The organism is Prevotella sp. P5-64, from assembly GCF_002251285.1.
In the GTDB taxonomy this organism is placed as follows: domain Bacteria; phylum Bacteroidota; class Bacteroidia; order Bacteroidales; family Bacteroidaceae; genus Prevotella.
Window position 1 is genome coordinate 18,847 of sequence record NZ_NPJK01000002.1, and the last position, 20,966, is coordinate 39,812.

General features: G+C 57.7%; 11 protein-coding genes. All 11 read right to left on the reverse strand.

Features of this window, described 5'->3' with window-relative positions; all coding sequences use genetic code 11:
- Position 1 precedes the first annotated feature (1 nt).
- A complete protein-coding gene (locus CIK87_RS00135) occupies positions 2-5,455 on the reverse strand; it encodes an alpha-2-macroglobulin family protein (RefSeq protein WP_094384423.1) in 5,454 nt (1,817 codons plus the stop codon).
- Positions 5,456-5,718: 263 nt separating this feature from the next.
- Complete coding sequence (locus CIK87_RS00140; RefSeq protein WP_144008041.1) at positions 5,719-7,014, reverse strand: sialidase family protein; 1,296 nt, start codon at positions 7,012-7,014, stop codon at positions 5,719-5,721.
- Positions 7,015-7,082: 68 nt separating this feature from the next.
- Positions 7,083-9,809, reverse strand: coding sequence for a 3'-5' exonuclease (locus CIK87_RS00145; protein WP_094384428.1), 2,727 nt, complete (start codon positions 9,807-9,809; stop codon positions 7,083-7,085).
- Positions 9,810-9,939: 130 nt separating this feature from the next.
- Positions 9,940-11,157, reverse strand: coding sequence for a hypothetical protein (locus tag CIK87_RS00150; protein WP_144008042.1), 1,218 nt, complete (start codon positions 11,155-11,157; stop codon positions 9,940-9,942).
- Between the two features lie 28 nt (positions 11,158-11,185).
- Positions 11,186-13,165: an OPT family oligopeptide transporter gene (locus CIK87_RS00155; RefSeq protein WP_094384432.1), complete on the reverse strand. Its 1,980-nt coding sequence runs from the start codon at positions 13,163-13,165 to the stop codon at positions 11,186-11,188.
- A 258-nt stretch (positions 13,166-13,423) separates the two neighbouring features.
- The gene (locus CIK87_RS00160; RefSeq protein WP_158216164.1) at positions 13,424-15,355 is read right to left on the reverse strand and encodes a sialate O-acetylesterase; all 1,932 of its coding nucleotides are present in this window, start codon (positions 15,353-15,355) and stop codon (positions 13,424-13,426) included.
- 695 nt (positions 15,356-16,050) lie between these two features.
- Positions 16,051-16,233, reverse strand: coding sequence for a hypothetical protein (locus CIK87_RS00170; RefSeq protein ID WP_094384438.1), 183 nt, complete (start codon positions 16,231-16,233; stop codon positions 16,051-16,053).
- 654 nt (positions 16,234-16,887) lie between these two features.
- Positions 16,888-17,292 carry an FMN-binding protein gene (locus CIK87_RS00175; RefSeq protein WP_094384440.1) on the reverse strand — a complete coding sequence of 135 codons (405 nt, stop codon included), beginning with the start codon at positions 17,290-17,292 and terminating at the stop codon, positions 16,888-16,890.
- Between the two features lie 27 nt (positions 17,293-17,319).
- Positions 17,320-18,219, reverse strand: coding sequence for a diaminopimelate dehydrogenase (locus tag CIK87_RS00180; RefSeq protein WP_094384442.1), 900 nt, complete (start codon positions 18,217-18,219; stop codon positions 17,320-17,322).
- A gap of 194 nt (positions 18,220-18,413) precedes the next feature.
- The gene (locus tag CIK87_RS00185; RefSeq protein WP_094384444.1) at positions 18,414-19,589 is read right to left on the reverse strand and encodes a DUF4998 domain-containing protein; all 1,176 of its coding nucleotides are present in this window, start codon (positions 19,587-19,589) and stop codon (positions 18,414-18,416) included.
- 30 nt (positions 19,590-19,619) lie between these two features.
- Positions 19,620-20,966 (reverse strand): DUF5000 domain-containing lipoprotein, encoded by a 1,347-nt coding sequence (locus CIK87_RS00190; protein ID WP_094384446.1) that lies wholly within the window; start codon positions 20,964-20,966, stop codon positions 19,620-19,622.

Below are 20,966 nucleotides of genomic sequence, written 5' to 3' on the forward strand. Positions count from 1 at the left end.
ATTATGGATTTACGTGGATGATTTCACCGGCAGCACGACCGGCAAAGGATGGACTATAGGCACACTGCACGGTGCACTGACCTGCCCGGTAGTCGCCGGCACGGTCTACATAGTAGGAGGTCTCGATGACATGGGTGCCCTTGCCCATCCGGTCGAAATAATAGGATGTGCGGCTGTCGCGCGGGGCCTCATAACAACCCTGACGATAACCGCTCAACTGGACAACGGGCTCCAGACAGGCTGCGCGCTTGTCGGTGACTTCGACAAAGTCGTAATCGCGGTCGGCGCGGATGATGATACGCACGGTGACCTTGTCGCCCACGCCGAGGTGGGTGCCTCCGACAACCTGGCGCTCGATGCTGAAACCTTCACCAGCCTTCTCTACCTTGTCGGACGGCAGCATCATCGAGGCATAGACGGCACCCCAACTGGTGTGGGGCTGCTGCTTGGTGATGGCTATCGAGTTGACGGCGCCGTCGGCCTGCCAGGTCTGCGCGCCGATCATCGGCACGCTGGTGTCGGCTTCCATCGGCTTGCCGTCGATGGTGATGCGTGTGCCTGTGGCTGGCGCGAGGGCCGAGCCGTTGTCCTTGAGGAAGGCATAGATGGCGTTTACGCTGTTTATCGGTGTGTCCCAAGCCGTCGTACGCTTCTCCTGCAAGAGCCACTGCCGCATCTCGTCGATGCAGACGCTGTCTTGGGGAGCGAGCAGACCCATTGCCTCGATGGTGGCTACCTGTGTGGGGATGCGGTAGCTGCACCAAGAGTAGCCGGCAAGCGGAGTATCGTAGTAGCGACCCATGCCGTCCTTGTAGACGGTAAACTCGCGCGCACTCTTCAGGCACTCCTTGGCCTTGGCATCACGTCCGTAGAGGGCGAGCACCACGGCGCTCTGCGCCTTGTCGGCGATGGTGGCCACGTGCTTCTGCTTCTCCATGATATCGAGCAGATAGTCGATGGTGGGGGTAGCCTTGCGTCCGGCGAGTGCAGAGGCGTAGAGATAGCGTGTCTCGATATAGTCGAGGCGGTCGGTCGTATGGTTCTTGGGGTCACGTTTCTTCATTTCCTCCACGCGCTGTGCCATCACTCTGTCCAGTGCTGTCAGCGCGTTGTCCAGGATATTCTGCGTGGCGGTCTGCTTGCCGACGATGCGGTCGAGCCTTGCCAGCGTCTCTGCCACGGCGGCAGTCATATAGACGTTGCCTCTCATGCCTTTCCACCATGCCAACATACCGTCTTCGTCCTGCAGGTCACCGAGGCGACGCAGGATAGACGACTGCGAAGCAGCCAGCTGGTTGGCATCGAGGTATCGGGCCAGACTACGCATACGCTGGGTGTCGCGGGCGGCATCCATGAGCCACGGGGTTTCAGCCAGAACGGTCTGCTTCAGACTCTCGTTCTTTTCCAGCACGCCTGTGAGCGACTCATCGGGGCGCTGCTGCCAGAGGCTTATAGCCTGGGCGATGGCGGGCGAGCTGCCGATGATGTGCTGGGCTATGGCGTTGGCATAGTAGGCGGTGACGAGGCTCATGGCGTTGTCGCCCGAGGGGTTGGCCATCGACGGCAAAGCCTGTATCATGAGCCATGCGGGGTTGTCGGTATATTCTATAGTGGTATGCGTGCGTGTGGCGCCGGCGGAGTATAGGGATGTCAGGTCTATGGTGTGGGTGCCCGTGCCCGAGAGGGTAAACGGACGGGTGTTGACCACCTGTTCATGGTCGGGCAATACGGGCAGATAGTGCTGTTCGCCATCGGCAAAGTCGCTGCCGGTAGCCATAGCCTTGCACACCACAAGTGTCTCGTCGGTAGAGAGGTCGAAGGCGAAATAGAGGGTAGCCGCAGCCTTGGCGTCGACATCAAAGTTCTGCTGACGCGCCACGAGGGTGCGACTGCCGTCGGCGGTGGTGAGTTCCAGACGCAGTCGGCCGCTCTGGCGCTGGTCCGAGGCATTGGTCACACGCACGGCGATGGTGGCATGGTCACCATTGCGCACAAAGCGGGGCATATTGGGCTGCACCATCACCTTCTTCTGTGCCACGGCGAGGGCTTCGATGGTGGTAGCATTGAGGTTGCGGTCGTGTACGAGGCCCTTGAACTTCCACGTGGTCACCGACTCGGGCAGACGGAAGCTGATGGCGATGTCGCCCTTGGCATCGGTCTGCAGGGAGGGATAGAAGAAGACGGTCTCGTTGAAGTTCTCGCGCAGAGAGGCCCACTCGGGCTCCTTCTCTGTCTCGGTGACCGACGGCTCGGGCATCGCCGCATCAGACGCCAGTTTGTCCTTGACCCTATTGGCACGGGTCGACTCGGCGCTGGCTACTCCCCTCACAAAGAGCTCCCTGCCTGCAGATGCCGAACCGGCATACATGGGGCCTGCGGTGCGATCGAGGAACCGGCAGGGCCACGCCGTAAGTTGCGAGAGCGACAGGTCGGGCTCTACCAGCATCTTGGTCTCGAGATAACTGTACAGACCGATACTTCGGCTGTAGGGTATGCGCCAGTCGGCATTGTAGAGCCGGCTTGCGCCATACTCGTTGTAGAAGCGCCAGTCATGGGCATAAATGGCATCGAGCGAATGGTCGTAGAGCGAGGCTATGAGCTGGGCGTCGGCGGGCTTGCCGTCGGGGCGGCTCACGTGGAGGGTCCACGTTTCCTGCTGTCCAGGCACGAGGCGGTCGCGGAAGGTGGTCCAGCGTGCCACAAGCCGCTTGTCGGGCATAGGCCGCATGATGCGCTGGGTGTGTATGTAGCGGCGGCCGTCCTTGGCCCAAGCATAGGTGAGGGTGAGGGCGTCGCCATAGTCATCGCGGTAGGTGAAGTCGCGCAGATGGAGCTGGCCCTTGAGGTGGAGCGAGCCGCTCTCTATCACGCGGTCGTCGGCAAAGAGTGTGTAGACGACGTACTGTTCGGGGGCAGAAGAGCCAAGTTGCAGCCTTACCTTGTCCTTGCCCTTGAAGCGGGTGCCGCTCACATAGAACCAGTCGGGGGTATCGATGGGGGCACGGCTGTCGGTGGCGCTGAAGAGCACAAACGGGTGTACGAGGGTGTCGCTGTCGCACACGGCGGTGAGCACATGGCGGCCGCTCTTCAGCCCCTTGAGGATGGATCTCAGGTCTACCGCCTCGTTGGCCTTGGCGGTGTAGCTATGCTTGCCGATGGTGTAGCTTACGGTGCCGTCGATATTCTGACCGGCGCTGTTGCGGTAGTCAAAGCGTATGGAGCCGATGCTGTCGCGCTCTATCTGGTCTGCCATGTCGCAGCTGAGCATCGTAGGACGCGTGCCCAGGGCTACAGAGGTCTGGGCGTCGTGGCTCTCGCCGGCGGCATCGGTGACGGTGGCGCTGACATCAAAGGAGTAGAAGACCCGACGGTCGTAATCGGCATCATCGACCGTGAGAGGCAGACGCAGACCGAAGCGGCCCAGACTGTCGGTGACCGTGGTGGGCAACTGCTCGACATGGCTTTCACCGCGACCGAAGCGCCACCACCACAGTCCTATCCGGCGTGTAGACTTGGCTCTCACCTTGGCGTACTGCACAGGCACTCCGGCATAGGTCATCACCCTACCGGTGAGCAGGAGCGTGTCGCCAGCCTCGTAACAGGTGCGTATCGTGTCCCATTCTATCTTGAACGTAGGGCGCTTGTATTCCTCGACCCTGAAACTGGTGCGGAGCGAATAGGGCATGTCGCTGTCTATGTAGTATCTACCGGTGAGGCCGGTGGCGGGCAGCACAAACTGGCTGTGGGCGGTGCCATAGCTGTCGGTGGTCACCTTGCGCTCGGCTATCACCCGGCTGTTGGCGTCGTGCAGACGCAGGGTGAGGCCGCGACCTGTGATGGCGTCGCCTTGGGTAGCGCTGCTCCTGTAGGCTCCCACCACAGCCACCTGTACGGTCTGACCGGGACGATAGATGCTGCGGTCGGTGAAGAAGCTGAACCGCTCTTCTGCCTTGGACTTTAGGTATGAGAGCATCGACCATGTCTGACCAAACGGACTGTTGATGTCCATGCCCGAAGTAGCGCGCATATAGCTGTCTCCCCACTTGCCCGTGCAGAGCGCCTCGCCCTTGCGGTTGACGCGGATGACGGTGTCCTGGTCGCAGCGGCGCATGTCGCGTCTGATGATGATGGATGCCTCAGGCACGGGGTTTCCCGTTGTAGCATTTACCACTACCAGCCTCATATTGGCAGTGCCCTTCGCCGACTGGCTCTGCACCATCAGGAGCAGGTCGCTTACGGAGAGAAGGGCATACTGGGGCTTCACGCCCTTGACATCGGCCTGCACCTCGACCAGATAACTGCCCAAGGGCAGCGGGGCGAGCGTGGCAGAGTCGGAGAGCAGCTTGTAGTCGGCATGGCCGATATATTTGCGCACCACCGTCTGCACGGGTGTCTTGCCTGCATCTTGTCTGAGCGTCTCCACCAGTTTGTCTGTCTGTTGCAGAGTCTCGCTACTGATGTCGGCATAGGGCTTGCTGAGCCGATAGACATTGAGGGTGAGCTGGCGGATATTGCGTATCGAGTTGATATGTATCTTGCGCTCCTTGCCGGGCAGCATCTGCCGCTCCTGGAGACTGATGTTGAACTGGGGCGCGGTGAGGTCGGTGCGCCTGTTGCGCAGGATATTCATGCGGGGCCATGCTCCCCACTTGGCTATAGCCCAGTCTATGTATCTTATGCGGCGCTCTACGATGTCTTTAGCATCTTCATCCATAGCCTCATAGTGGTCTATGGCCAGCTCGCCACACTCGTCGAGGTCTTGGTATACATTGATAAGCGAGTCTATGGCGTGCTGGTAGTGCTGCTTGCCGCTGCGGGTGTAGAGCCAGTCGCTGTGGTTCTCGCGCAGGTCGAGGCAGGCGGCCAGACAGGCGGCGCGGCGGTTGCCGTGGGCTTCGTAGTAGCGGTTGAGCAGCCCATACTCCTTGGCCTCACCAGCCACAACGTGGAGCAGGTCGCCTCCGAACGCCTTGCTCATATCCCGACGCTCCACGGCGGGCTCGTAGGTCTTGGCCTGGGTCTTGGCGAGCAGGTCGGGGTCCTTGAGAGCTCGGGCAAAGCAGTCGCGGCTCTTCTGCTGATAGGCTTTGCGGTTTATGCCTCTCTGCTGCATGGCGTAGAGCTTGCCCAGGGCGGTGGCATAGACGGCGCGCAGCACGGGCGACTTGGCGCGCTGCTCTTCGGCAGCCATCTGCGCAGCCACGGCGTCGAGCGAGTCGGGCGATATCTGGATGGTCAACCCTCCACGGGCTATCTGTGCCTTGACCAGATGGCCGTAGGCTTTCTCGGCAGTGGCGCGCACGATAATCTTGTCGAGCACAGCGATGGCAGTGCGTGGCTGCCATGCGGCGGCAGCCTTGTCGTAGCGCTGCCAGAGCGAGGTGTAGGTGTCGGAAGCCGATGCCTGCACCACGGCGATGAGCATCAGAGTGAATAATATGACCGATTTCTTCATTATTGTCAGTTCTGTAGTTACTATATCGCAAAATTAGTAAAAATAGGTGGTCACTACAAGAATATTTATATAAATGTCATTAAAAAAGCTCATTGTTTGTCATTTTGTCTTGACCGCTGCCCCACCCGACTCTATCTGGCTCGCGGGCGCAGCCATCCACAGGCTGGGACTGGTCTGAGAGCACGCCGCGACGATGCGTAAAACAATCCCCGCAGCCGACTGCCGACTGCGGGGATTTTGCGATATGGGCTATACTCACTGCCCTACTTGGCGGCACGGTACTGATACCGTCCTCCGGTGATGTCCTGAAGACTGAGGTGGCGATAGAGGATGTCGTACATCTCGGTGGGCTGACTGCCCAGACGGAAGTGGACGCCATGGTCTTCATAGATGAAGCAGATATCGCCATTGCCGTCGAGCGCCATGGATGAATAGGCAGAATAGCCATCGGTAATCTCGTGGCGCTGCCATCCTTCAGCCCAGCGGTCGGGCGTGGCCCAACTGTCGGCTGTGTCGAAGGCTTTCCAGTAGATGGAGACATGGCTGCGGCGCTCAAGGTTGGTGGGATGGTTGCCAGGGGTGCCACGGGGCACCGACTGGAGAGCCACATAGACCTTACGGCCGTCGGCATCGAGGGCTGGGATGAAGAGTATCTCGCCATTGCAGTTGTTGTTGATGGTGGCTGTACCGCCGTCGTGCTTCTCCGAGGCTACAGGCTCTGCCCAACTGCCGTCCTGGCATTGGCGGTCGGCGTAGGTGAAGATGTTGAACCATCGGCCGTCCTGACCGCTGCGACGACAACTGAGCAGCACGCGGCCGTCGGGCAGCTCTTCTATCTTGGCTTCATCTCCCTGGGGGGCTGGACGGGCGTCGGCACCGCCGAGGGGTACCCATGTGTGGCCGAAGTCATCGGAGTAGACGACCAGACTGCCCTCATTGGTCACCACGGCTGAGTAGAGACGGTAGTAGGTGCCATGCTTGACGAGTCGGCTCTGGCAGATGCGGCCGCTGGTGAAGAAGAGGCGGAAGATATTGCCATGACCGCGATAGAGGTCATAAATCTGCGAGGTCACATCGCCACCGTTCCAGGTGTAGCCGTCGTCGAGGCTGTAGTAGCGGCCTACCTTGAGTACCTTGGAGTAGTCGCCGGGTACATCTACACGCGACCTGCCGTAGCCCACTTCGCCCGAGCCGGTCATAATGAGCATGCGGCCCGTCTCGCGGTCGCGCACCACGGCGGCATCGCCATGGCTCTGGTCGAAGTTGCCGCTGCCAAATCCCATGACGGCGCAGCGGGGAGCGGTCCAGGTCTGTCCGCCGTCGTTGCAGTGGCGTACCTCGATGCTGATGTTGCCCACCGAACCTACATCGCCCCAACTGGTGGCGTCGGTCACGCCCGAGCGGTTGTCGGAGAAGGCTATGACGTGGTTGTCATACGCCACGATGGCGGGAATGCGGTAATACTTGTGACTGGCGGTGTCGGTCTTCCACAGCGTGGTCTGTGCGCACGCGGCAGTGGCGACGACGACCATGCCAAAGGTTGTAAGGATTGTCTTCATAATTAGTCTTTACTATATTTGTGATTATTGTTCTGGGTGCAGGGGGCTGCCCGATGCCGGCAGCGGGTTCAACTGAGGCTGTCGAAGTAACGCACCACGGGCAGCAGGAACGGCGAGAGATACTGGACGACCCTGTCGCCACGGTAGGCGATGCGCCCGCTGCTCCACGCCACATAGACGCGGCGGCGTGCACGGGTGAGGGCTACATAGAGCTTGCGGCGGTCTTCGGCGCATTGGGCTTCGTCGTCGCGGGTGAAGTAGTTGGGGTAACGGCCGTCGACGACATCAAAGACGATGACATTGTCAAACTCGAGGCCCTTGGCCTTGTGGATGGTGGAGACGAAGATGCGCTCGTCGAGGACATCGGAGCCGCAGAGGTCTGACTCTTTGAGGGTGTTGGTCTCCATGAGGTGGCGCTGCAGCTGCTCGGCAAGCGACGGCGCGAGGCTGCTGTCGACGATGTCGTGGGCGATATAGCTGAGCACATAGTCTATCTTGTGGGGTTGGGCATGGTCGCCGCCCATCTGGCGCAGGTAGTCGTAGACGGCACGCATCTGGCCGACCATGGCAGGACTGTCGCCAGCCGGCGCGTGGTCATAGAGCTGCTCACGGGCACGGACATAGAGGTCGCGGTAGTTGCGGCGCAGCATGTCGGCTGCCCTGCGGGTGGCGGCACGGTCAAGAAACTCCTGCTGCTCGGGGATGACCTCGCGGCAACGACGGTAGAGGTGGGCCATGACGCGGCAGGTGTCTTCGACATCGACATCTGCAAGGTGGGCATTGTCTTCGCTGAGTCCGAAGAGATGCTGGCGGCGGAAGAAGTCAAGCCGGTAGCTCACCAGCTCGGGATGGAGCAGGCGCAGGAGCTTGAGGGTGTCGATGCAGCGGTCGTGAGCAGGAAGGGCGACATCGGGGAGATAGCGGCTGAGGTTGTGGACGAGGATTTGGTAGTCGTACTCGACATTGTGACCCACCAGACGGCAGTCGCCGATGTAGTCGACAAACTGGCGCAGTGCCTCGGCATGGCTGACGAGGGTGGCGTGGCGCCGCTCTTCGATGATGGGGTTGGGGATGTCGCCGAGCATCTCGGGGATGGGGCGCTCGGTCTGGATATGCACCACAAAGGAGGAGCCCTGGACCATGCGGCCATGCTGCATCTTGACAGCGGCTATCTGCAGGATGTCGTCGTCGAAGACGCTGAGTCCGGTGGTCTCGGTATCGAAGACTACCACGGGAGCGTCGGCGTCGACGGCAGCCACAAAGTCCTGCACGTAGGTGGTGGAGTCGTAGAGCAGAAAATCGGAGGGCAGGAGGGCGCGGTTGAGCATCTTGCGCATAAACTCGCGGGCAGAGGCGGGAGCGGCAAAGACGCCCAATCCATAGAGCAAGCGTGCCCATGCCATGAAGTTGGTCTCCGAGGCAAGCACATTGAGATGGGCGAGCATGGTCTTGACCTGGACTGAGGCAAAAATATCTGTTCCCGACACCTGGAAGAAGGGCATATCGAGGGCATGGAGTGCCTCGCCCACCTTGTCGGCATCATAGTTGGAGTTGACCACGATGGCGGTGGTCTCACGGTTGTCGGCAAGGGCGAGCTTGCGGGCAAGGGCAGCCACATCGTGATACTCGCTGTCGATGAGGGGCGACTCGATGAGCCGCATCTCGGCACAGTCGGCGGCGTCGCTGGGCTGGGCTGTGGGCAGCAGAGCGCGGTCTACGCCCAAGACTTCGGCAGCATAGTGATTGGTCATGGCAAGGAGCGACGCCGGCGAACGGTGGTTGATGTTGAGGTGGTAGATATGGTCGCCACAGCGCTGGCGCAGCAGGGCAAGGGTGTCGCTCTTGGCGCCCATAAAGGAGAAGATGGCCTGCTGGGCATCGCCGAGATACATCACCATGCCCTCGCCACGGGTGACGGCGGTATCGGTGATGAGGTCGATGATGGCCATCTGCATGGCGTTGAGGTCCTGAACCTCGTCGACCTGTATCCAGCGGTAGCGGGGATAGTCGTTGTCGACAGTGAGGGCGTCGTAGGTGAGCAGGAGCAGGTCTTCGAAGTCGATGAGCTTGTTCTGACGGCAGTAGGCGGTGTAGGCGTGGGCATAGCGCATCTTGCGCAGGGTATTGGTGGCAAGGGCTTGGGTACCCACATCGAAGGCGTCGCCATGGATGACGTCGCGGTAGTCGTCGGTATGGTCGTAGATATGTATCATGGCGTCGGGGGTAAACTCGCGACGCTCGGCACGGCAGATGGCTTTGAGAGCGCGCACATCGTCGGCACTGACACAGTCGGGATGGAGCCTCAGCCCACGCGGATGATGATGGATAATCTGGTGCATGAAGTGGGCAAACTGGATAATCTCAGCATACTCGCGACGGCGGTTGTGGCGCTGCTTGATGGCACTTTCTTCCTCGTTCTGGTAACGGGCAAGGATGCTCAGGGCATCGTCATCGTCGATGACCGAGGTCTCTGCCTCGACAAGGTGGTGCTCGAAGAGGAAACGGGAACAGAATCTATGGATATTGCCGACATAGAGCTGGCCGAGGTCGGCACCCTCGATATACTGGGCGATGCGCTCGCGCATGCCGCGGGCAGCGCGGTTGGTAAAGGTGAGGCAGAGCATGTCGCCATAGGCTATGCCCTGGTCGTGGGCACGGCGGATGCGCTCGGTAAGTATCTGGGTCTTGCCGCAGCCAGGGGGCGCCAGCACCAGGTGGTAACCTCCTAACGGGGTTTCTATCACGCGCAGCTGACTTGCGTCGGGCTGCCAGGCAGGGGACATAGATTGTGTCATAGTTGTATGAATCTGCAAAAAAATATCCATAACCGCCACATGCGCTGTGACTATGACGGTCATGGATAAGGATTATATCAGGTTAAGGGGTGTGATGGGCAGCGGAGAGGGCGAAGGGGCGACGCCAACATCAGTACGTGTCGGGCGAGTTGCCATAAGGGATACGACGCGGAGCCTTGAGGGCTACTCTCGTGGTGGTCTCCATTTTTAAGCCGTCACGCCCTTGAAAGCTCATCGTAGTGAGCTTTCCCTCTATGAGCAGTTGCAGCCAGGCTGCTGCCTTTGAGGATATGCGGTGCTCTTCCATATAGTAGTGGGTGGCCTGTTCGGGATGGTTCTTGTTTTTATACTCCCAAGCCTCACCGTTGGCAAGTTGGTCGCGGTCGCATATATAGACCGTGCTGAATTCACGGCCGTCGGCGAGGGTGTGGTTGATGAGTTTGAGGACATCTATGCCATCCACAAAACACTTGATATATTTGTCGGTCGCCATGAGCTGCTTGTATGCCGAGCTGTAAGGTCTGAAGTCGCGGGGGACCCAGAAGATGTCTGTCACCTTGTTCGGACCATGAGCATAGCTGCTGGTGCATATCACAATGTAGTTGCCATCGCCAGCATCGAGCTGTTTGATAATGCGGTCTTTCATCCAGGAGATGTACAACCGCTGCTGGTCGGTCATTTCCTGGGCAGATGGTGTCGAGGGAGTGGTCTTCTGAACCGGCTTGGGGGTAGCTACTGGCGCCGGAGCCGCTTGGGGGGCTGGCTTGGGGGTAGCCACGGGCGCCGGAGTAGCGGGCGTGGTAGGCGTAGAGGGCTGATAGCCTATCCGCTGCTTAATCTCTTCGACGGTGGTATCATAACTGATGTAGGAGCCGTCGTCACCACGCTTCAGCGAGAAGTCGAGGATGGTAGAACCGGGCGTGTTGAGGGCTTCGCCATTGGCGGTATTGGTCACGAGGACATTGAGATAATAGTGGTGGTCGCCCTCGGGCCAATTGCCTGTGTCGTAGTTGACAAAGAGGGTGTAGTCCAGATAGGTGTCGATGTCGTGGCTGGGCATCAGGGCACCGTCGCAGCGGTAGATGACCACGGGGTCGTCGCCCGCCACATCACTGTCGAGGGTAACCTCGCCGGTGAGGCTCACGCTGCGGCGCTTCATGCCGCTCACGGTAAGATAGAGGTGGACCTTCATGCCTCGCTGGCCGTCCAGGATGACATCGTGCTCTACCCAGGCACGGGAAATCTTGGCATAGCGCCGGGCCGCAGCGCTGGTGCTCATGGTCACAAGCAGGGCGACCATGAGCAGCATGCCAGTGCGGACGGCAAAGGATAAGGAAGAGGTGTTCATATCGTCAACGATTGAAGCCTGCCCCGCATCAGGCCTTCTTGGTGGTGCGGGTGGCTATGATGAAATAGGTAATGAGCAAGAGGTAAGCAGCCAGAGAGAGGAGCTCGCTCAGGTGGTTGGCCCACCAGGCGTCGTAGTTGAACTCGATGCCGCCAAACTTGAGCAGAGCGCTCACTACGCCCATCAGGGCACCGCCGGCGATAAATCCGCTGGCAAGCAGGGTACCCTTCTCGCCACGGGCCTTGTTGACCTCAGCATCCTGCGAACGGGTGGTGACAAACCAGTTGACGGCGCCACCCACGAGGAGGGGGATATTGAGTTCCATAGGGATAAACATACCCAGGGCAAAGGCAAGGGCTGAAATCTTGCAACGGTCGAGAACGAGGGCGATGACGGCGCCGATGCCGTAGAGCAACCAGGGCGCCCCCTGACCGTTCATGAGCGGAGCGATGACGGCTGCCATGGCGTTGGCCTGGGGTGCGGCGAGCTTGCCGCTCTGGAAGCCGTAGGTCTTGTTGAGCACGATCATCACGCCGGCTACAGTGGCTGCCGACACGATGGTGCCGAGGAATTTCCAGGTCTCCTGCTTCTTGGGAGTGGTACCCAACCAGTAACCGATCTTGAGGTCGGTGACAAAACTGCCTGCCATAGAGAGGGCGGTACATACCACGGCACCCATAAGGAGGGCTGCGAGCATACCGGCATTGCCCTTGAGACCCACAGCCACCATCACTACCGAGGCGAGGATGAGGGTCATGAGCGTCATGCCCGATACGGGATTGCTACCGACGATGGCTATGGCATTGGCAGCCACAGTGGTGAAGAGGAAGGCTATCACGGCAACCAACAGGATGGCTACCACGGCATGGGTGAGGTTGAAGTCCATCACGCCGGCATAGAAGAAGGCGAAGGTAACCATAAGGGTGAGCACCGAGCCGATGGCGATAATCTTGAACGAGATGTCGCGCTGGGTGCGCACTACCTCTTCGGCGCCAGCGCCCTTGCCCTTCATCTCGCGGGCGGCAAGGCCGACGGCACTCTTGATGATGCCCCAGCTCTTGATGATGCCTATCACGCCAGCCATGGCGATGCCACCGATACCGATGGAACGGCCGTAGGCCTTGAAGATGGCTTCGGGTGTCATTTCACCCACAGGAGTGACAATATTGGGGTCCCACTGGTTGAGGACGGTGTCGGGGAAAAGCAAGGCCATACCCGGAACGATAAGCCACCACACGGCAAGCGAACCGAAGCAGATGATGGCGGCATAGCGCAGACCGATGATGTAGCCCAGACCGAGGACGGCAGCACCGGTGTTGACCTTGAAGACGAGCTTGGCATGGTCGGCAAGCTGCTGACCCCATGTCACTACACGCGAGGTGAAGTTCTCGTTCCACAGACCAAAGGTGGCGACGATGAAGTCGTAGAGTCCACCGATGAGACCAGCCACGAGCAGGGGCTTGGCCTGGCTGCCTCCCTTGGCACCCGACACGAGCACCTGGGTGGTGGCAGTGGCTTCGGGGAAGGGATATTTGCCGTGCATATCCTTGACGAAATACTTGCGGAAAGGTATGAGGAAGAGAATGCCGAGGATACCCCCCAGCGACGAGGCGATGAATACGCGCAGGAAGTCGGCCTGGAGGTCAAGCATATAGATGGCGGGCATCACAAAGATGGCTCCGGCTACCACAGCGCCCGAACAGGCTCCGATGCTCTGGATGATAACATTCTCGCCCATGGCGTTGCGGCGCTTGGTGGCCGACGATAAGCCGATGGCGATGATGGCGATAGGGATGGCGGCCTCGAATACCTGACCAACCTTCAATCCCAGATAGGCGGCAGCAGCCGAGAACAGCACTACCATCAACAATCCCCACGTCACACTCCATGCTGTGACTTCGGGAATGGTCTTTTCAGGACCCATAATGGGCTTGTACTCCTCGCCGTCGTGAAGTTCACGAAAAGCGTTGTCGGGCAGCTGCACCGCGTCTTTCTCTTTTTCTGTCATTGTAGTATATATTAGTAATGTTTTAACTGATACAAAGGTAGTGCAAGTCGAAGACAATGCAAAGAAAAAGCATAAGATTTTTCATTTTGCATTGTTGAGACGCCGCCTAACTTATCAAAAGGTAGTGCAAACCGAGCGAAATGCAAAACAATCTATTGTTTTTATTTCCGAGGTGCAGCCTACCTTCACGGCGTCAGCCGTAGAGTTAATGGAAACTGAAGAGAATACAAAACAATCTTCTGTTTTTTATATTTCCACTCACTTCCCCTGCCCTACCTTCATCATGAAGGGCGTGGCGGGCAGTCCTGTCGAACCAAAGAGGTTGGCGTCTTCGGGATTGTTTTCCCAGCCGTAGGTCACCGTGGTCACTGCGAGGTTGGGAGTGGTGAGCAGGCGCACGCTGTCGGTGCCTGCTATCTCGGCCTTGACACAGTGGCGCTTGCCCTGGGCGTCGATGACAGCAAATCCGCAGAGATAGCCATAGCGGTCATGACACTGCAGACCCTGGGCCACATGGCTGAAGGTGACCAGGATGGTGCCGTCGCCCTGGCGGCTAACGCCGGTGGCACGAGGACTCTGGCAGACGAGGTCGCTATGGCCATAGTCGTTGTGCAGGGCATGGAGGGCAAGGCGGCGGGCTACGGTATGCTTGTCGAGGGGATGTTCGTCGGTGGGATTGCCCACGTCGATAGTCACCGCCTGCCCCGTATGGGCAAGGGAGAGGGCCGAAGTCTGTGCATCGCGCAGTCCGGCAAGGTCGTTCTTGGGCGTGGCGATGAAGTTGGGCAACTGCACCCAGTAGAATGGCAGCTCCGGACGCTGACGAGCCTGTCGCCAGCCGTCAATCATGGCTGGGAAGAGGTCGCGGTATTCGCTGGGGCGCTCGGTATTGGCTTCGCCCTGATACCAGACGATGCCCTTGACGGGATAGGGAGCCACGGGGGCGACCATACCATTATATATACGTGAGGGGAAGTCGTTGGAGAAGTAGCTGCGGAAACCGCTGTTGTCCTTCTCTACCGACACGCAGTAGCTCCATGGATGATTGAGGATAGAGAGACGACGGCTGCCCACCTGGACATAGAAGAGGCTGGCTGAGCCATAGCATCCGCCACCGTCGTGGTCGTCGATAATCTTGACCGTCAGCTCATTGTCGCCGGCATGGAGCACACCGGCAGGTATCTGGTAACGACGCTTGACGGCATAGCCACGGGTGGCACCCACACGGTGGCCGTTGACCCAGGTCACATCGGCATCGTCGATGAAACCGAGGGAGAGCAGAGCCTCGCGGCCGGCGAGGGAGTCGGGCACGGTGAACTTAGCAGTGGTCCAGACCACGCCGTCCATCCGGGCGAGAGGCGCGTCGGCCCACAGACCGGGCATAGCGAGGGGCTGCCAGTGACTCTTGTCGTAAGAGGGGGCATACCAGCCTGCGGCTTCGCCACGGTCGGCAGCCACCTCACGCTCGAAGCGGGCGTCGTTGGCAAGGCCACGCAGCTCGTTGGCACGGAAGGCGTCGGAGCGGAGCTGCTCCATGAGCTGGGTATACTTGGGGAAACGGTCTATCGACCCCATGGTCATCCAGCTCTCAATCTGGGTGCCGCCCCAACTGGCGTTGACGATGCCCACGGGACAGCCGAGCGCCGCATTGAGCTCTTTGGCGAAGAGGTAGCCCACAGCGGTGAAGCAGTCGGCAGCCTCGGGGGTGGTCACAGCCCAGTGGCCGCTCACATCGTCGGCAGGACGGCTCGCCAGGGCGTGGTTGATTTCAAAGAGGCGTATGCTGGCATTAGTGGCATGGCTAATCTCGTCGTCGGCACGGTCGATGCTGCGCAGACGGAAGTCCATATTGGACTGGCCACTGGTCATCCACACCTCGCCAGCGAGGATGTCGGTCACGGAGAGGCTCTCCTTGCCGGCTGAGACAGTGAGGGTGTGAGGTCCGGCGGCGCTGATGGCGGGGAGATAGAGACTCCAGCGGCCGTCCTTGCCGGTGCGCACGGTAGCCTTGTGTCCAGCGAGGGTGGCTGTAACCTTCTGACCCGGGGCAGCCCATCCCCAAACGTGTACGGGCTCGCCGCGCTGAATCACCATGTGGTCTGAAATGATGGCGGGCAAACGGAGTTGCGCCATAGCGCCCAAGGCAAAAGCCATGAGCAGGAGTGTCAATGTGTAGATTCTTTGTTTCATGACAGTGGATAAGTTTAACAACTCAATAAGTAGGTTTATGGTCATTGTGACTACAAATTTACACATTTTTGACGGTTAAAACGCCATCCCCCGCCATGTTTTTGCATATTGGGATGAAATTGGTAGGCAACGGGAGGATGGTTGCGTCGCAGGAGATATCACTGCGGGGCGCGGAAGGGAAGACGGGGAGCGAGGAGACCACACCGCCAACCTCGTATCATAAGGCACGAACTCTCGTAACATAAGGCACGTGGCCACGTAACATAAGGCACGAGCCCACGTATCATAAGATACGAGCCAGCCGACATGGTCACGGCGGTGGCAAAGTGAAGCTCCACCCCAGTCTTCATCAAGGGGAAGGAGCGCAACCCAATCTCCTCGAACACAACGAGAATGAATTCACACCCCATGGTGAAGGTTTGGGAGATGGGCTCAATTCTCTCCCTTTGTAGAGAGCCAGAGAGGGGCTTCTTGGGTACACTCCGTAAGCAGCAGCAACTCTGTAGGAGTTGCCAGGGGTGCGTCCCGTCCACCATAGGCCCCATCCTAACCTTCCCCACGGGGAAGGAAAAAAGCCCAAAAGAAGGCCCCATCCCAGCCTTCCCCAAGGGGAAGGTGTGCGCCACAACCTCCTCAAACACAAGAAGAACGAATTCCCGCCCCTTGGGGAGGGTTAGGGAGGGGCTTACAATCAGCTATTTTTTTACCGCCAACGGCGGCCTTTTTTTACGGCCAAAGGCCGCTTTTTGAACCATGCCGGCTGTTGTCGTCATGCAAAGCATGGCGTTGGGGATGGTGGCGACAACAAGGAGGAAAACTCGTTTTCCGACTGCCGTCACCGACAGCCACAAAAAGGCGAAGCCGACAACAGCCGCCATGGCTTTTTGTGTTGATATCGTCCACAAATAGAAGCAGCTAATAATGGATTACCCCCGCGAATGACCCCCTCGCAAGCAGCAGCAACTCTGAAGGAGTTGCGTTTCTCGAGCCCAGGGTTGCGGGCGAAGTCCGCTACCCTGGGTAAGCACCCCACTAACCTGGCAACTCTGTAGGAGTTGCGCTTAGCCGTAGGCGTTACCCGCAGCAGGATGATGGGCAGGAATGGGTAGACGGATAATATCAGATTGAGAATAACGCCTTCGGCTAATCGCAACTCTTACAGAGTAGCTACACCTTATTATATATATACCCAGGGTAGAGGCGCTACGCACCTCAACCCTGGGCTTTGTAATCGCAACTCCTACAGAGTTGCCAGGGGTGCGTACCATCAACCACAAGCCCCATCCTAACCTTCCCCAAGGGGAAGGAAAAAGCCAAAACAAAGGCCCCATTCCAGCCTTATTCAAGAAAAGGAGCGTAACCATAACCTACTTAAACACAACGGGAATGGATTTCCATCCCTTGGTGAGAGCTGGGGAGGGGCTCACAATGCACCTCCCTCCCCCACACCAATAAAAAAAACGTGGCAGGGAACTCAATCCTTGCCACGCTGTATGAAATAGGGCGGTATGGGCGTTACCAATACTGTCTGGTTACTTCTTGTGCTTCTTGTAATACTCCAGTCCGAGCTTGACGTTCTTGGTGAGCGCATTGGAACTGAAGGTGGCGCCGCTGACGCCATCGACCTCGGCCTTCTGGGCCTTGGCCACTGTGAGCCCCTCAAACTGCTGGAGCACAGCCTTGGCACGGGCGAAGAACTTGGGAGTCTCTCTGTTGGGCAGAGCCTCTACCTTGACCACCTTGTTTTTCTCGATATGTATCAACACGGGAGTGGCGCCCTTGAAGCCACGCACCTGCGCACCCAACTGGGTGGTGTTGACGATGGTGGTGTTGCCCTTACGGGTCATGATCTCATCGGCAGGACGCGCACTGATGAGCAGCGCCACTACCACTGCCGCCATCACGGAGGCAAGCATAAGATAAGTTTTGCGATTCATTATGATTCGTTTTCTGTTGCTTGCTGTTTATACCAGATGACTGATAATCTCCTCACGGTCGCCAGCGAGCATGTCGATAACGGGTATCTCGGGCATGGTGTAGCAACCGGGCTGCAGACGCATTGCGGCGCGAGCCACATTGACAAGCACCTGGGCGGTGAGGGCAGGATTGTTGATGCTCATATTGAACTCGAAACGCTGGTTGGGGGTCTTGCCGCTCACACCCTTGCGCACGAGGTTGACACCATGGCCCATATCGCGCACATCATCGACAGAGGCTACGGCGAAGACATGGGTCTCGTCGTTGGCGAAATAGGGGTCGGCCTTGATCTCAGCGGTAACCTGCTCGAGGGTGGCTCCGTCTTCGAGCTCTACATAGACCATACGACGATGGATGCCTTCGCCGAGGGGAATGGTGACAGAGAGGGCATTGCGTACACCCTCCTTGCTGCGCACGCAGACAGAGTGACCCATACTCATGCCGGGACCGAAGTTGGTATAGCTGAGTCCTTTGGGGGCGAGGCTCTCCATGAGCACGCGCACTACGGAATCTGAACCGGGGTCCCATCCGGCAGCGATGACGCTGACACGACCTGCCTTCTTGCAGTTTTCCATCTGCTTGCGGCGATAGTCGAGGATGCTGGTGTGGATATCAAAGCTGTCGACGGTATTGATGCCCATAGCCACTATCTTGGCTGAATAGTCGGGGCAAGAACGTGTAGGCGTGGCGAGAATAGCCACATCTACATCGTGGAGCAGTGAGATATCATCTACTACCTCGTAAGGAGTAAGTTCCAATGGGCAGTCTGTGTTGCCTTGACGACGCACGATGCCAGCTATCTCGAAATCCTTGGCGGCTTCGAGGGCCTGCACGGCGTAATGACCGATATTGCCGTAACCTACTACGGCGGCTCTAATCTTTTTCATTGTCAGTATAATGTTAAATTTGTTGTTTGCGATGGCAAAATTACTCCATTTCTGCGTAAAAACCGCCATCTTAACAGTATTTATTACTAACAAATGATAAATCGACAGCGCGACAGCCATCAAAAAAGTCCCGATGACGTTCATGGTCATCGGGACTCTTTAGTTATTGTTAAAATTAAATTTCAAAAGTACTACTATTCGGCTGCATTATCATAACCAAAGGCATCAATCTCGTTGATGGCGCTACCGTTACGGCGGCTGTTCTTTATGACGAAGCAGAAGTAGCGGAAGTTCTTCATCTCACCAAAATTCCAGGTTGCCGAAGCTGAGCCATTCCAGAACACCATAGTGGTATGCTTGTAGACTGCATGCTGGAAAGCAGGCGTATTGGCGTAGTCGGCACCGGCGTTGATGTCAAACTTCTCGTTACCACAATAGAGCTCTACGTTATAGAGTGTACGGCCGTTATACCAATTACCAGTATTCTGATAGAGTACAATCTTATTGACGAAAGTGGTCTCATTGCCCAGGTCAACGAGGAAAATCTTGGGATAAGTGGGATTGTTCCACCACCAGCCGTTAGCGAAGTTGCCACTGTTTATGCCGTCGATAGCCAGCTCTGGTGGATAGCCATTGCTATATCCAGGAGCCTCTACAGACCAGTTGGTATGGGTAAGTTTGCCGGCAATAGGCGTGGGCGACTTGCTCCAACTGTTCCAGATAGTGTCCAGTCCGGCAACAGGGCAGTAGCCCGAGGCATACTCATAACGAGTACCCACCTTGGCATTTTCTAACACCACGCTGGCTACATTGCTGGGCACAGGGTCTGTAACCACCCACTCGCCATCGTTGTTGAGATAGCGGAACTTGGTAGCCACCATCTCATTGGTGCCAAAGTCAAGGGTTATATTGGCGTTGGTACCGCTGGGAATCTCAGCCGACTTGATGGTGCGTTCTGCGTGTGTTGCGAGCCAGATGTCGCCATAAGGCGAAGCGGTATTCTCAGACTGCATAGACTGGTTGCCCTCCTTGTCGTAGTTGACGATGTTGAAGGTATAGCTCTGCTCTTTGAGCTGGTCTATTTCCAGTCTGATACTGTCCTGCCCGGCATAGTCGGCATAGTTCAGTTCCTTTGTCTGGTCACCGTTGTCCCATGTAATGACGGCCTTGGTCACCGAGGGGTCTTTGGGCGTAGCCCATCTGAGCTGTACACGCTTGTAACCCAGCTTGGCGTTAAGACCATTGGCTTTCTCCGGATAGACGTTGCCGCCAGGTACTACCCACTGCTTGTAGATGTCGTCCTGGTCCTTGCAGGAAGTGAACGAGCCTACAAGCGCGGCAATCAATGTTATATATAATATTCTTTTCATTGTCGTATGCTATTTAGGAAGATTACTGTTTTAATAAATCTGACCATAAGGACTTACCTCGCCGATGAACCATCCGCCTGAGGTCTGCTTGTACTGCCATGACTCGAAGGTGTTAACCACCACGATGCGCAGATAGCGTATCTTGTCAAAGGCACGGGGTGTGAGCGGGTTGGTGTTGTCGCACTCATACTCAGTGCTGTTCAGATAGTACTCGCGATCCTCAGAGGTCCAGCCGTCTACGGTGCCGTCAGGAGCATAACCCGATGGCTTGTACTGCTCGCCCTTGGCAATCATGAACCACCCACGGCTGAAGCCATGGCGCGACTGGTAGTCGGCATCGTCCTTGTTAGCAGGATTGTTTATAAGGTCCTGGCGTGGGTCTACATCAGTACCCCAGAACTCCCACTCGCGTACATTACCACTCTGGAAAGGCATGTAGTCCCAGCGGGGCTTGGTGGCGATACGGCTGATAGAAGCCTCCTGGCCGAGGTCAATGGTAAGCCATGTGGGAATGGGGTTACCCTTGGCTGCAAGGAAGAACTTGCCGGTACCATTGTACACACCGTCGAAGAGGGCGTCTACGCCACCGCCACCGGTATCGTTGACAAAGTTGTCTGCACCGGGCTGCAGTTTTTTGAGGTCCACAGGATACGTGCCTACAGGATAGTGCTTGCAGAGTTTCTTGTTGAGAGCTACCTCCTCCTTGGGAGTCAGTTTGATGAGCTGTGTCTCAGAAACATTTCCGAAATCATCACGGAAGTGGAACGCGAAAACGGTAGGAACTGCTTCCAGGCCACGGCGGGTCAAGACAACAGAGTTGCTCTCGGTGAAGAAGGTAGACACGTCCTTCCACTTACGCTGGTCGTAGGCCAGGTCTTGGTCAGGGTTGGTCTGGTCGCACTGTACTACGAGGGCCAGTTTGGCCAGGGTAGGATTATCAGTGATACGTATCTTGATGCCACCGAAACTCTCGAAAGCCTCGAACTTTGCGGTCTTGACGGGAGCTACCAGCGGAGTTATTTTCACGGTCTGTCCCTCTGACTTGTCATCGTTGGCATTGAATGAGCGGATTACCACGTCGTGCTCGTTCTCGTCGGCATAACCTTCTACGACCAGTGTGTCAAGATAGCGCGATATGCGCGACTCTACGGTTGCCCCGTTGCGCTGGTAGGTTGCTACCACGCCCTTGAGGTTGGGGTCGTCTGGGATGGCCACCTTGATGACGGCACCGCCAGGAACCGATTTGATGCCCACAATGGTGGGCTCCTGCGGAATGGCTATTTCGCCTTTCTGGTCTATTCTGTTGCCGTCACCACAGCTAACCAGGGTGATGACAGCCATCAGTAATAAACTGAGTGATATTAGTATCTTTTTCAT